Genomic DNA, 12,752 nt, shown 5'->3' with positions numbered 1-12,752 from the left:
GGGTTGGAGGTTCTACGGACAGTCCCTGGCTTTCCGTCGCCTCCGATTGAGTTTTTTTCCCGTGGCGCCCAAAAGTTACCTCTTCCGGACGCCCACCTGTTAGCTGCCGCCGGTCGCGCTCACGCCCGCGCCTGCGCCGATGGCGATCTGCAGAGTCGCCCATTGCTTGGCCGCGTCATTGCGGGCCGAGGCGGCGCTGATCCGGGCCGAGGCGGCGGACCGGTCGGTATCGAGAAGATCGAGCAGGGTGATCGCCCCGCCGCGATAATTGTCCCGCGCCAGCCCCAGCGCCCGCTCGTAGGAGGCGGCGGAGGTCTGCAGCGCATTGGACTTTTGCCGGTAGAGGCTGAGGTTGGACTGCGCCACCTGCACGTCCTCGACCGCGCCGCGCACCGAAGAGCGCCAGTCGATCTCGGCCTGCCTCGCCTCCGAGATGGCCGCGTCGCGCTTGGCCGAAAGCAACCCCTGATTGAGCAGCGGCAGCGACAGGGCGGGGCCAAAGCTCCAACTGCTGGTGCCGGAGGTGACGCCAAGATCGCCGCTGAGGGTCAGCGAGGGCAGCCGGTCGGCCTCGGCCACGCCCACATCGGCGACGGCGGCCTGCAGAAGCTGCTCGTAGTAGCGCACGTCGGGACGGTTGCGCAGCAGATCGGCGGGCACGCCGGTTGCGCCGCCCGCAGGGGTGCGCAGCTGCGGCGCGCCTTTTTCCATCTGCGCCATGAGTGGGCCGGCGGGCTTGTTCAGCAGTGTCGCGAGGGCGAAGACATTGGCGTTGAACTGCGCGTGGTAGCCCGGCAGATCGGCGCGCGCGGCATCCAGCAGCGCCTGCGCTTGGGCGAGGTTATACTCGGTCTCGGCCCCGGCATCATATTGGTCTTGGGTGACGCGCACCGTCTCGACCCGGCTGTTGATCGTATCGCGCGAGAGCGCCAGCGCCTGCTGGTAGTAGCGCGCGTCGGAATAGGCGGCGACGAGATCGGCCAGCCATGCCAGCCGGGCCTGCTGCAGGTCGGAACGGGCGGCAGAGAGATTGGCGGCGGCGGCCTGCTGCTCGCGCCGGATGCCGCCGAACATGTCGAGCACCAGCGAGGCACTGAGATCGGAGGCGGAGGCGGTGCTGATCGCGCTCGCCTCGCCGCCACTGCGGGTGCGCGACGCATCCAGCGCGCCGTCGAGCGCGGCATTGACCCCGGTGGCGCGCAGATTGGCCTCGGCCTGCCGGATGCGCTCGCGCGCGGCGGCGACATCGAGGTTCTGGCTCAGGCCGCGGGCGATGAGATCGCTCAGCATCGGGTCGCGGTAGTCCTGCCACCACGCCTTGGCCGCGACCTGTGCAACCGGGCCGCTGGTGCCACTGGTGCCGCCGACGAAGTCTTGCTGAAGCGCCATCTGCGGGCGCTCATAGTCGGGCCCCACGGCCGCGCAGCCCGCGGCCAGCAGCAGAGGGAGCAGCTTCACCACGTTCATTGCGCGGTCTCCTTTCGTTTGAATTTACCCACCAGCAGCATCACGGCGACGTAGAACACCGGCACCATCACGATCCCGAACAGCGCCGAGAAGGTGATGCCGCCCAGCATGCCGATGCCGATGGAGTTCTGCGCGTTGGCTCCGGCGCCGGTGGCGATGGCCAGCGGCAGGATGCCCAGCATGAAGGCCAGCGTGGTCATCATGATCGGGCGCAGGCGCTGCTTGGCCGCCACCAGCGTGGCCTCAAGCAGGCTCTGGCCGTCTTTGCGCAGCCCTTCGGCGAACTCGACGATCAGGATGGCGTTGCGCGCGGCAAGCCCGATCGTGGTCAGCATGCCGACCTTGAAGTAGACGTCGTTCGACTGCCCAAAGACCTGCGCCGCGATCAGCGCCCCGAGGATGCCGACGGGCACCGAGAGCATCACCGCAAACGGCACGGTCCAGCTTTCGTAAAGCGCGGCGAGGCAGAGGAAGACCACCAGCGCCGAGAGCGAATAGAGCATCGGCTCTTGGTTGCCCGAGACCTGCTCTTGCAGCGACAGCCCGACCCAAGCGGCGCTGTAATTGCCCGGCAGATCGGCGACCAGTTCTTCCATCTTGGCCATGCCGTCGCCGCTCGAGACGCCGGTGACCACATCGCCGGTGATCTCGATGGCATTGGTGCCCCCGTAGCGGCCAAGGCTCGCGGCGGTCTGGTCCCAGCTCTGGTCGATGAAGGCCCCAAAGGGCACCATCTCGTCGTCGCTGTTGCGGGCGAACCATTTGGTGATGTCGTCCGGCTGCATGCGGAACTCGGTGTCGCCCTGCACGATGACCTCGCGCAGCTTGTCGTTGAGCGTGAAGTCATTGACGTAACTTCCCGCAAAGATTGTGGAAAGCATCGCGTTGACCTGCGAGATCGTCAGCCCGAAGGCCTGCGCCTTCTGGCGGTCGATATCGAGTTGCATCGAGGTCTTGGAGGCGGCGTCATTGCCGCGCAGCCCGGTCAGGATGCCGGTCTCCTGCGCTTTCGCGACCAGCGTGTCGGCGGCCTCGTGCAGCGCCTCGGTGCCATTGCCGCCATCATCGACGAGATACATGTCGAAGCCCGAGGACGAGCCCATGCCCTGAATGGCGGGCGGCTGCATGAAGATGATCTGCCCCATGCTGTTGCCGCCAAAATGCATGTTGGCGGCCATGGCGATATCGCCTGCGCCCATGCCCTCGCGCTCTTCGAAATCCTTGAGGCGGATGAACATCATAGCGTTGTTCTGGCCCGAGCCGCCGAAGCTGAAGCCCACCGCCGCGAAGACCGCGTCGACGTTGTCGGACTGGTCGTTGAGCATGTAGTCCTCGACCTGCTCGACCGCCTGTTCGGTCTGCACGCGGGTGGCGTTGTCGGGCAGTTGCACCATGGCCATCAGCACGCCCTGATCTTCGGTTGGCACGAAGGAAGACGGCAGCGAGGTGTAGACATAGCCCGCGCCAAAGCCGACCGCGATCAGCACGATGAACATGCGGAACGGGCGGCGGACGAGGCGGTTCACCGCGCCGGTGTAGCCGGAGGTGACGCCGCCGACGCCGCGGTTGAACCAGCGCGCAGGGGCAAAGCGCGCCTCGCCGTGGCTGGGCTTGAGCAGGCTGGCGCACATGGCCGGGGTGAGGATCAGCGCCACGAAGAGCGACAGCACCATGGCCGAGATGATGGTGACCGAGAACTGCCGGTAGATGATGCCGGTGGAGCCGGACATGAAGGCCATGGGCAGGAACACCGCCGAGAGCACCAGCACGATGCCCACCAGCGCGCCCGAGATCTCATCCATGCTCTTTTCGGTGGCTTCCACCGGGCCGAGCTTTTCCTCTTCCATGATCCGCTCGACGTTCTCGACCACCACGATGGCGTCATCGACCAGCAGGCCAATGGCCAGCACCAATGCGAACATGGTCAGCGTGTTGATCGACATGCCAAAGACCGCGAGGATCCCGAAGGTGCCAAGCAGAACGATGGGCACGGCGATGGTCGGGATCAGCGTCGCGCGCCAGCTTTGCAGGAAGATCAGGATCACCAGGAAGACCAGCACGATGGCTTCGCCGAGCGTGTGGTAGACCTGATTGATCGACTCCTCGACAAAGGGCGAGGTGTCATAGGGGTAGGCCACCGTGACGCCTTCGGGCAGGGCGGTGGCAAGCTTGTCGATGGTTGCCCGCACCGCCGCGGCGGTCTCTACCGCGTTGGCGCCGGTGGCGAGGTTGACGCCGAAACCGGCGGCGGGGTGGCCGTCGAACCGCGAGCTGGAGCCGAGGTCTTCGGAGTTGATCTCGATGCGGGAGACATCGCCAAGATAGACGGTAGAGCCATCCTCGGCGGTGGTGAGCGCGATCTGCTCGAATTCCGGCACGCTGGCGAGTTGCGACTGCGCATTTAGCGGCACGGTGATCTGTTGGCCCGTCGCGGCGGGCAGATCGCCCAGCGAGCCGACGGTGACGTTGCTGTTCTGGTCCGAGACCGCATCGGTCACGTCATTCGCCGTCAGCCCGTATTTGTAGAGTTTGTCGGGATCGAGCCAGATGCGCATGGCATAGGGCGCCGAGAAGGAATTGATCGAGCCCACGCCGTCGGTGCGCTGCACCGGGTCCTTGATGGTGCGGTCGAGGATGTCGCCAAGCTCGGTCTGGTCATAGCTGCCGTCCTCGGAAACCAGCGCGCCGACCAGCAGGATCGACGAGGTGGAGCGGGTGACGCTGACACCGGTGCTGGTCACCGCTTCGGGCAGCGAGGATTGCACCAGCTGCAGCTTGTTCTGCACCTGCACCTGCGCCATGTCGGGATCGACCGTCTCGTCGAACACCAGCGAAATCGTGGCGCTGCCCGACGAGGAGGTCGAGGTCATATAGGTCAGCCCGTCGAGCCCGGTGAGCCCGTCCTCGATCACCGAGGTGACCGAGTTGGCGACCGTGGTCGAGGTGGCGCCGGAGTAATTGGCCGAGATGCGCACGGTGGTCGGCGCGATCTGAGGGTATTGCGAGATCGGCAGGCTGCTCAGGCCGAACCAGCCCGCCAGCATGACGATGATCGCCAGCACCCAGGCAAAGACCGGGCGGTGAATGAAAAATCTGGCCATTGGGGTCTGCCTATTCGCTCTCTTTAGCCGCGGTCTGCAGCGGCTGCACCAGCCCGTTCTCGTCAAGCTGCGACGGCACCGGCGCGACGGCGGTGCCCGCGGCCATGGTCTTCTGCCCGTCGAGGATCAGCTGCTGGCCTTCTTCGACGCCCTCGGTGACGATCCAGCTGTTCTGATAGCTGCCCGTGGTGGTCAGAGTGACCTGCTTGGCGGTGCCGTCACCCCCGACCACGAAGGCGGTGAGATCGCCATTGCTGGCGCGCTGCGCGGCGCGCTGCGGCACGAGGAAGGCCTTGGAGGTGCCAAGCTCGACCGTGCCGCGCAGGAACATGCCGGGCAGGATCTTGTTGTCGGGGTTCTCGAACTTGAAGCGCACGCTGACGGTGCCCGTGGTGGTCGAGACGGTGGTGCTGGGCGATACGAAGCTGCCCGAGCCGGTGTAGACCTGCCCGTCTTCCAGCCTCAGCTTGGCATCGAGCGCGGCATTGGGGGTGAGCGTGCCGTTCTCGATCCGGCTGCGCACCTCCAAAAGCCGCGAGGAGGGCTGCAGCATGTCCACATAGATCGGATCGAGCCGCGTGACCGTGGTCATCGCATCCGACTGGCCCGAGGTCACCAGATCGCCCACCGAGACGTCGGCCACATCGGCAAAGCCTTCGATCGGGCTTTGCACCGTGGTCCACGACAGCTGGGTCTGGGCATAATCGAGCGCCGCCTGCGCGGCATCGAGCGCGGCTTTGGCCGAGGCAAGCTCGGACTGCGCGCTTTCGATCTCGGCTTGGGTGTAACCCTTGTCCTTGAGCTTTACCGCGCGGTCGTAGGCGGCCTGTTTCACCGGCAGGTTGACCTGCGCCTCGGCCAGATCGGCGGCGTCAGAGGCGGCGGTGGCGGCATAGGCGGCATCATCAAGCTGGAACAGCGGATCGCCCACCTTCAGCGGGGTGCCGGGGGTGTAGAGGATCTTGGTGATCACCCCATCGACCCGCGGGCGGACGTCCACCTGCTCGAAGGCCACCGCGCGTCCGGGAAGGTCGAGCGTTTGGGGCACGTCCTGCAGCGTCATCTCAAGCACACCCACCTGCATCGGCTGGGACTGGCCCTGCGCCGATTGCGCGGCAGCCGGCCCCGCGCAGACAAGCGCGAGCAGGGCGGCGGAGGCGAGGCGGCGGGAGATCATGCGCGCGCTCCCAGAGGGTCGGGACGGGCTGCGGAAACTGTCATCATCGGTCATCCATTCAATCGCCAGCAGGGCATGGGGCGGCGTGCGGTCACGCCTTCCGCGCCCGCCGGAACGGGTTCCGGCGCCGGGGTCGGTCATCATGTCGAGGGACGGGGCGGGGCACGGCGATGCCGATGACCTCCCGTCAGGGTGCGCTTTGACATTTATAGTAATCATGATTACTGTAAATGGTGGGAAGCGAGGAGATCGCGGTTTTGTGAGGGAGCGAAATGACTTCGGAGGGGAAGACGAACGAGCGCACCGGCGCGGCCCCGCGCAAGGGACGGCCCAAAGCGGCGGATGACGCAGAGCGGCGCAAGCATCTCATCGAGGTGACCACTGCGCTGTTTCTGGAGCATGGCTATCAGGGCGTGACCATGTCGAAGATCGCTGCGGCGGCGCATGTCTCGCTGAACACGGTCTATCGGCTGTTCCCCGGCAAACCCGATCTTTTTGCCGCGCTGGTCGGAGAGCACCGCCGCAGCATGGTGGATCTCCCGGGCGACTACGACGATCTGCCGATTGCCGAGGCGCTTGAGCGGATCTTCTTCGTGAACCTCGACAAGGCGGCGGAGCAGCGGCGCTTTGGACTGGCGCAGATGCTGGTCACAGAGGCGGAACGCTCGGCAGAGCTGGGCGAAGTGTTTCTGGGCGAGGGGCCTGCGTATACGCACAAGCTGCTTGTGGATTGGCTGACGCGGCAGCACGATTTGGGGCGGATCGCGATAGAGGACGCAGGGACCGCGGCCAAAATGCTGATGGATATCGCCTTTGGCGCGCCCGGATCGCATCGCAAGGGGGCGCTGATGTGGGAGGGGATGCAGGAGCGCAACGCCCATCTGAAGATCTGTTTCGCCATCGTCGCCCGCGGCATGGCGGTCTAGGCGGCCTAGGCAGCGCCGCCGTCTCCCTAGGATTTTCAGGCCGAGATCATCACGCCGAAACCGTCAGGCGCACCTTCCCCTTGTTGTTGGCATAGGCGTACCAGACGTCATTGGCGAAACAGTAAAGATAGCCGCTGGTCTTGGGGGTGATGCGCGCCTGAGAGCCGATGAGAAACACCTCATGCGGGCAAAGCTCTTTGGTCTGCGCGTGCACGCCGGTGCCGCTGGCGATCACACCGACGAGGCAGAACCACGGCAGATCCTGCTCGCGCCGGGCCAGCGGGATGGTGGCATTGGGGTTCTTGGTGCTCTCGCGGCGGCGGCGCTGATACCAGTCGAAGGGCGAGACCAGCGCATAGCCGAGGTGAAACCCATCCGGCGCGCCGTCGGGGCTGCATTTGATCCTGCCGTCGAGCCATTCGCCGCGCGCCGTGAAGTCATAGGTCAGGCCCGCCTGCAGGTAGATGCCGCTATAGTTCCACTGCTCGCGCGCATAGACGTTGAGCGTGTCGCTCTGGCCGGGGCGCAGGCTGCGTGTCTCCCAATAGCCGGGTTGCACCAGAGGCGGCGTCGCCTGGCGTTGGCGGACGCTGTTATGCACCTCGGCCCTGTTGGTGTCGATGTCCGGCACGCTGCGCGGGCGGGTCTGGAGGTAGGTGAAGAGCGAGTTCTTCGTGGAATCATGCAGTTGCCCAAGGTGGTTCCCGGCAAGCTGAGCGAAGGCCGAGGCGCGGAAGGCGGCGCCATGGGGCTGCGCCTCGTCGATCATCCAGCTTAGCGTGATGTCGCCAAGCGCCGAGTCCGCATAGCTGCCGCCGACGTCGCCATGCACCCCGGTGAACCATGTCTGCACCACGTCACTTTCGCCCGGATCGTGGCTGGTCCAGAGCGTCGGGGCAAAGCTGCGGCGGCGTTCATCCACGGCGATCGCATGGCGCGCCACGGCAACCTGAGGGCCCAGTTCGGTGTCGTGGAACTGGTACTTCTTGCGGTTGTCGAGCACGTTGATGAGGAACTCGTCGGGGATCCCCAGCGCCCCCACCGTGTCCCAGACCCCCATGAAGCCGATTTTGACGTCGGCGATCCGCTCGAAACTGCTGTTGCTCCACTTCTTGCCGGGGCCCAGAGAGCGATAGGCCTTATAGGCGGCATCGACCCGGCGCCATTTCTCGGCCTCGGTGATATTGTCACCCGGAAAGGCGAGCAGCCCGCATTTGCCGATCACCCCCGCAAGGCTGCGCACCGCAAAGGCACCGCGGGAAAAGCCGAAGAGGAAGATCTTGTCCGACGGCAGGTAGTTCTCGGACAGCCAGTGGTAGGCGCTCTTGATGTCGTCATCGAGGCCGACGCCGAGCCCGCCGCCCTTGAGCCGTGTCCAGAGCCCGCCGGAACTGCCGACGCCGGGGCGGTAGTAGGTCTTTTGCGGGGTGCCATTGATGTCGAGCGGGGCCAGCGCGGAGTGTATCTTGACCACATTGGTGGGCGAGGGCCTGCCGTTTTCCTCTTGGTTTGGGGTGTTCCAAGTGCCGTCGCAGCAGACGATGAGATTGGCCATGGCAAACTCCAGCGGCTGAAATCAATGCGCCCCTTGCCCGAAATTGGCGGTCGGCGCTGCCGAATGAAATGGGTCGCTGCGCAGGCGGTCCGTGCGCGGTGCGGTGAAATTCTTCATGCGTTTCAGTTAACGCAACGTAAACTTATTGGACAAATGTTCGGCTCTCTTGTAAAGTGTGCCGTGTTTTCCACCAACAATTTAAACGGGGGTCGTCATGGCGATCCGCCCTACCACCCGCGCGCTGAGCGGGCTTTCTCTTGGTGCGACCGTTTCGGTCGAAGCGGTGATGGCAAACGGCAGGGTTGTGCCCGCGGCGGGCATCGACCTGAGCGATCTGGGGCTGATCCCGCGCCCGCCTGACACGATCAAGAACATCTTTGAAGCATCGCGCCCCGGCGCGCCCGCCCTGCGGGTCCAAGACCTCGTGGCGCTGCGTATCGAGTTGCGCGGTGCCTCGGTTCACGCCGGGCCGCCGCCGGTGATCCGCACCAATGGCGCGTCCAAGGGCACGCTGATCCTGCACCTGCCGCCGCAGACGCTGGGCGAAGAGGCGTTCTACGAGAGCCCGCCGCCAAACCTCGACGAGCCGCCGGACAGCGCCGAGACCGAGACCGCGCTGCGTGAGCCGCCGGTGCGGGCGCGGGCGGCGGGGGAAAGCCGTCTTGCCTTCGAGCTGCCGCCGCATACCGAGATCGCCTATTCGCTCGAAGCCGTGCTGGAGGCGATCCAAGGGCTGAAGCTGCTGGTGGCGGCCAACGCCAAGCCGCGGGTGAAGGCGGCAGTGGTGATCTCGGTCGGCGATCTTTTTGACATTGCCGCGGTGAATGCGCTGTCGCCGCGGCGCCGGGTGGCGCTGGCCGGGCATGTGGTGTCCTCGCTGCGGCTGGCGGCGCGGGGCGGGGCCGATGTGGCCAGCCTGCGCGCGCGCACCGCCTCGGCCAACAGTGCGGCGCTGCGACCGGTGTCGGGCGGGGTGCGCTTTGTGCCCGGCAGTTTCGTGCTGCCGCGACCCGGACCGAAGCCCAAGGCCCCAAGCGCGGCGCAGACCTCTATCGAAATGCCGTGGCGGCTGATCCTGTCGCCGCATGCGGGCGCCGCATGGCGTCACGCCAACGGCCCGGTGCATTCGAGCGCAACCGGGCGCACCGAACTTTGGCACACCCGCATGGTCACCCCGGCAAGCGACGGCAGCGAGATCATGCCGCCCTATCCTGATCCCAATCGCACGATCCGCGCGATCTGGGCGCGCAGCGGGGCGGGGCTGGAACGGGCCAATCCGTCGATGTCCGGCGATCTGCCCGGCGGAGCCGATGACCTTCCGGTGCCGCAGAACCGGCCTTTCCGCATGGGGCTCAATGATTTCGACCGTTTCCAGATCGCGCATCTGTCGTCGAATTTCTCGTCGCCCGACTACCGGCCCGAACCGATCGACACCAAGCTGATGATGCTCTCGGCGCTTGGCGGCTGGCTCGACAGCCGCGGGGCGTGGGAGCCGCTGGGGCTGTCGGTCGAGGAATGGGTGCACCGCGCCTCTATGGCGCGCGATCACTATGTGAAGGTCGTCTATCGCGGCTTCCTGTGCCCGTTCGGGCACCGGGTCTCGCTGGTCAAGGTGACCGAGCGCAAGTTCCACAAGGACCGCGACGGGGTGCTGCCGGACCTCAACCAGCACGCCTATTTGCGCCAGCGCTTCTACATCGTGGTGCGCGAGCCGCTTCGGCTGTTCGGTGATCCGGCCTTTTTCGCCACCGAAAGCGTCGATGGCACGGTCAATTACGCCCGCCAGTTTCCTTTGGCGCAGGTCGAGATCCTGACCGACAAGACGCCCGATCTGGACGATCCGGCCAATTCCGACCTGCAGGGCCGTGGGCAGCAGTTCTTTTGGCCGCATGTGGGCGGCAGCCCGTTCAATTTCCAATGCGCGGCCACCGATCTCGACGGTCGGCGGGTGACGTTTGCCCTGCCGATGATCTTTATGGACAACACGATTGCGGCGCCGCGCAATGTGCATCCGGTGACCGGGAGGATCACGCCGGACTGGACGCTGGCGCAGAACTTCGCCGCCGATGCCGCCACGGCCTATAACGCGAGCCCCAACCACACGGTGGACTTCGGCTTGCAGCGGCTGTCGCTGGCCCCCTCGGCCAAGCCGGGCGACAGCGCGGTGGAGGCGCGCGAGGTGGTGTTCAACATGGAGGCGCCGCAGCGCAATGGCAGCGGCGATGCGGTCAACAACCCCTCGCTGCGCAGCTATAGCGCCAATCTCCAGCGTCCGCTTTTTGTGCCCAAGGTATTTCAGGTCGAGGCCAAGCTGGGGCCCGTGGCGCATCTGACCGGATCGGCGCGCACCAACATCCTGCAATGGAACGCGCAATATCTGCGCGTTGGGTTCCGCGACAGCGGTGCCGAGGCCGATCTGAACGCGGGCGAGGTGTTTGCCGACGTGCTGCAGTCGGGGCAGGTGGGGCAGCTGGACTTCTCGGCGCAGGGCGACAAGTCGGGCGGCTTCGTGCAGCCCAACCTCAAACCGCTGGCGCTGTCGCGGCTGGCCGGGCCGATCATGACCGACCCGGTGGAATTCGCGAAGGGCAAGATGGGCTCGGGCGCAGGCTTTCCCACTTCGGTGAGCGATCTGCCTTTGCCGCTGCTCTTTGGCTGCATCCCGCTGGGGGCGCTGATCGGAGCGGTGGCCGATATCGCGGGCGAGGGCGAGAAAGTGCCCAAGTTCGTCTCGGAGGCGGGCACGCAGGTCGAGACCTTCATCGCGACGCTGGTGCGGCTCTACGGGCTGGTGTCGGACCTTCCGAGCGGGCCATTGGGCGCGATCAAGGGCGCGCTGGATCAGGCGCAGGGGCAGGTCGCAGACCTCATCGCGCAGGCGGCGGCGGTGCAGGGCGCGGCACAACAGGCAATCGACCGGATGAACGAGGCGCTGGCGCTGATCACCGCGCTGCGCAGCAAGATCGAAGCTGCGCTGGAGGCGGCGGTGGATGCGGTGGGGGCGGATGTGGATTACGCCGCCGCGCTGGCCGATATCCCGGCGCTGCAGGCCAAGCTGGCCGAGCTGCTGGCGGTGGTGAACGGCCCGCAGGGGCAGCAGATCCCGGCCAACCTGCGCCAGACCATCATCCAGATGGCGGGCTGGCTCGATACGGTGCTGGAGGCGCTGGACGACACGGCGCAGGTCTTTGCCACCGGCAAGGATGTCTTCGATGCGCTGGCGGCGATTGTCGGCGATCCGACGGCGCTGGCGCAGCTGTTCGAGGATCCGGCGGAGTTCGGCGCGCGGCTTCAGGCGCTGGAGACGGCGATTGGTCCCTTCCGCGCCGCCATCGAGGGGTTCGATCTGCTGCCCGAGGGCATCCGGGCGGCGTTGAGCTCGGCGCTGGACGAGTTCGCCGAGGTGCTGGGCATTGCCGGGCAAATCGTCGATCTGATCGAGATGCTGACCGGCGACGAGCTGACCATCCGTTTCGACTGGCGTCCCGAGATCGACAATTGGTCGCTGACCGGCTCGACCGATCCGGGAGAGGCGCTGTTCCGGGCCAATGACAAGCGCGGCTTGGTCGTGGCGGTCGAGGGCAAGGTGAAGAAGAACGGCTCGAGCAGCCCGCAGATCGGGGTGATGTGCTCGCTCAATTCCTTCGATCTGGTGCTGATCGCGCCCGCGTCCTTCCTTGAGCTGAATTTCGACAAGATCAGCTTTTCGGTCGACAGCAACGCCAAGATGGATGTGGACGTGCTGCTGCGTGACATCAAGTTTGTCGGGCCGCTCAGCTTTGTCGAGACCCTGCGCGATCTGATCCCGCTCGACGGGTTCTCGGACCCGCCCTATCTCGACATCACCACCGAGGGCATTCACGCGGGCTTTGACGTGGCGCTGCCGTCGATTGCGGTGGGGGTGCTGAACATCTCGAACCTCAGCCTTGGGGCCGGGTTCACCGTGCCCTTCATCGGCCAGCCGCTGTCGGTGACCTTCAACTTCTGCACCCGCGAGCAGCCCTTCTGCCTGACCGTCTACATGTTTGGCGGCGGCGGCTTTTTCGCGGTCACCATCGACCCGCAGGGGGTGCAGATCCTCGAGGCGGCTTTCGAGTTCGGGGCCTCACTGTCGGTGGATTTCGGCGTCGCCTCGGGCGGGGTCGAGGTGATGGCGGGGATCTATTTCCGCATGGAGCAGACCGAGGCCTCGCTGACCGGCTACTTCCGGCTTGGCGGGCATGTGAGCGTCCTGGGGCTGATCAGCGCGTCGATCGAATTGTATCTGGAGCTTGAGTACCAGTTCTCCTCGGGCAAATGCACCGGGCGGGCGCAGCTGACCATCGAGGTTTCGGTGCTGTTCTTCTCGGGCAGCGTGACGATCCACTGCGAGCGGCAGTTCGCGGGCTCGAATGGCGACCCCTCGCTGCGCGAGATGATGGGCTTCCGCCCCGATTTGCCGCTGGCGGATGAACTGGCGGCGATCGACGGGCCGGGGGCTGACTATGGCTGGCGCGAATACGCCGAAGCCTTCGCGTGAGGAGATC

Annotated in this window: 6 protein-coding genes; 2 read left to right on the top strand and 4 right to left on the bottom strand. The window is 65.9% G+C overall.

Features of this window, described 5'->3' with window-relative positions:
• Window positions 1-99: 99 nt before the first annotated feature.
• Genes G0A00_RS12505 through G0A00_RS12495 form a run of 3 tightly spaced genes read right to left on the bottom strand, consistent with a single transcriptional unit; the run spans window position 100 to window position 5,745 of the window.
• Window positions 100-1,467 carry an efflux transporter outer membrane subunit gene (locus G0A00_RS12505; protein ID WP_164181390.1) on the bottom strand — a complete coding sequence of 456 codons (1,368 nt, stop codon included), beginning with the start codon at window positions 1,465-1,467 and terminating at the stop codon, window positions 100-102.
• Complete coding sequence (locus G0A00_RS12500) at window positions 1,464-4,568, bottom strand: efflux RND transporter permease subunit (RefSeq protein ID WP_164181392.1); 3,105 nt, start codon at window positions 4,566-4,568, stop codon at window positions 1,464-1,466. Before G0A00_RS12500 ends, G0A00_RS12505 begins: the two co-directional genes overlap by 4 nt.
• Before the next feature lie 10 nt (window positions 4,569-4,578).
• Window positions 4,579-5,745: an efflux RND transporter periplasmic adaptor subunit gene (locus G0A00_RS12495; protein ID WP_164181394.1), complete on the bottom strand. Its 1,167-nt coding sequence runs from the start codon at window positions 5,743-5,745 to the stop codon at window positions 4,579-4,581.
• Window positions 5,746-6,017: 272 nt separating this feature from the next.
• Here G0A00_RS12495 and G0A00_RS12490 point away from each other — a divergent pair, with 272 nt between their 5' ends.
• Entirely contained in the window at window positions 6,018-6,671 is a 654-nt protein-coding gene (locus G0A00_RS12490; RefSeq protein WP_164181396.1) for a TetR/AcrR family transcriptional regulator, read from the top strand.
• A 49-nt stretch (window positions 6,672-6,720) separates the two neighbouring features.
• Here the strand turns inward: G0A00_RS12490 and G0A00_RS12485 are convergent, their stop codons facing one another.
• Window positions 6,721-8,226 carry a DUF2235 domain-containing protein gene (locus G0A00_RS12485; RefSeq protein WP_164181398.1) on the bottom strand — a complete coding sequence of 502 codons (1,506 nt, stop codon included), beginning with the start codon at window positions 8,224-8,226 and terminating at the stop codon, window positions 6,721-6,723.
• 214 nt (window positions 8,227-8,440) lie between these two features.
• On the opposite strand from G0A00_RS12485, the gene G0A00_RS12480 reads away from it, so the two are divergent.
• Window positions 8,441-12,745, top strand: coding sequence for a hypothetical protein (locus G0A00_RS12480; protein ID WP_203595363.1), 4,305 nt, complete (start codon window positions 8,441-8,443; stop codon window positions 12,743-12,745).
• The last annotated feature ends 7 nt before the right edge of the window (window positions 12,746-12,752 follow it).

The organism is Salipiger sp. PrR002 (genome assembly GCF_010500775.1).
Taxonomy (GTDB): Bacteria; Pseudomonadota; Alphaproteobacteria; order Rhodobacterales; family Rhodobacteraceae; genus Salipiger.
This window is presented reverse-complemented; position numbering and strand designations above follow the sequence as displayed.

Bases quoted from the DNA above. Each gene is read 5' to 3' on its own strand.
- G0A00_RS12505 (WP_164181390.1), bottom strand. From the start codon at position 1,467: ATGAACGTGGTGAAGCTGCTCCCTCTGCTGCTGGCCGCGGGCTGCGCG.
- G0A00_RS12500 (WP_164181392.1), bottom strand. From the start codon at position 4,568: ATGGCCAGATTTTTCATTCACCGCCCGGTCTTTGCCTGGGTGCTGGCG.
- G0A00_RS12495 (WP_164181394.1), bottom strand. From the start codon at position 5,745: ATGATCTCCCGCCGCCTCGCCTCCGCCGCCCTGCTCGCGCTTGTCTGC.
- G0A00_RS12490 (WP_164181396.1), top strand. From the start codon at position 6,018: ATGACTTCGGAGGGGAAGACGAACGAGCGCACCGGCGCGGCCCCGCGC.
- G0A00_RS12485 (WP_164181398.1), bottom strand. From the start codon at position 8,226: ATGGCCAATCTCATCGTCTGCTGCGACGGCACTTGGAACACCCCAAAC.
- G0A00_RS12480 (WP_203595363.1), top strand. From the start codon at position 8,441: ATGGCGATCCGCCCTACCACCCGCGCGCTGAGCGGGCTTTCTCTTGGT.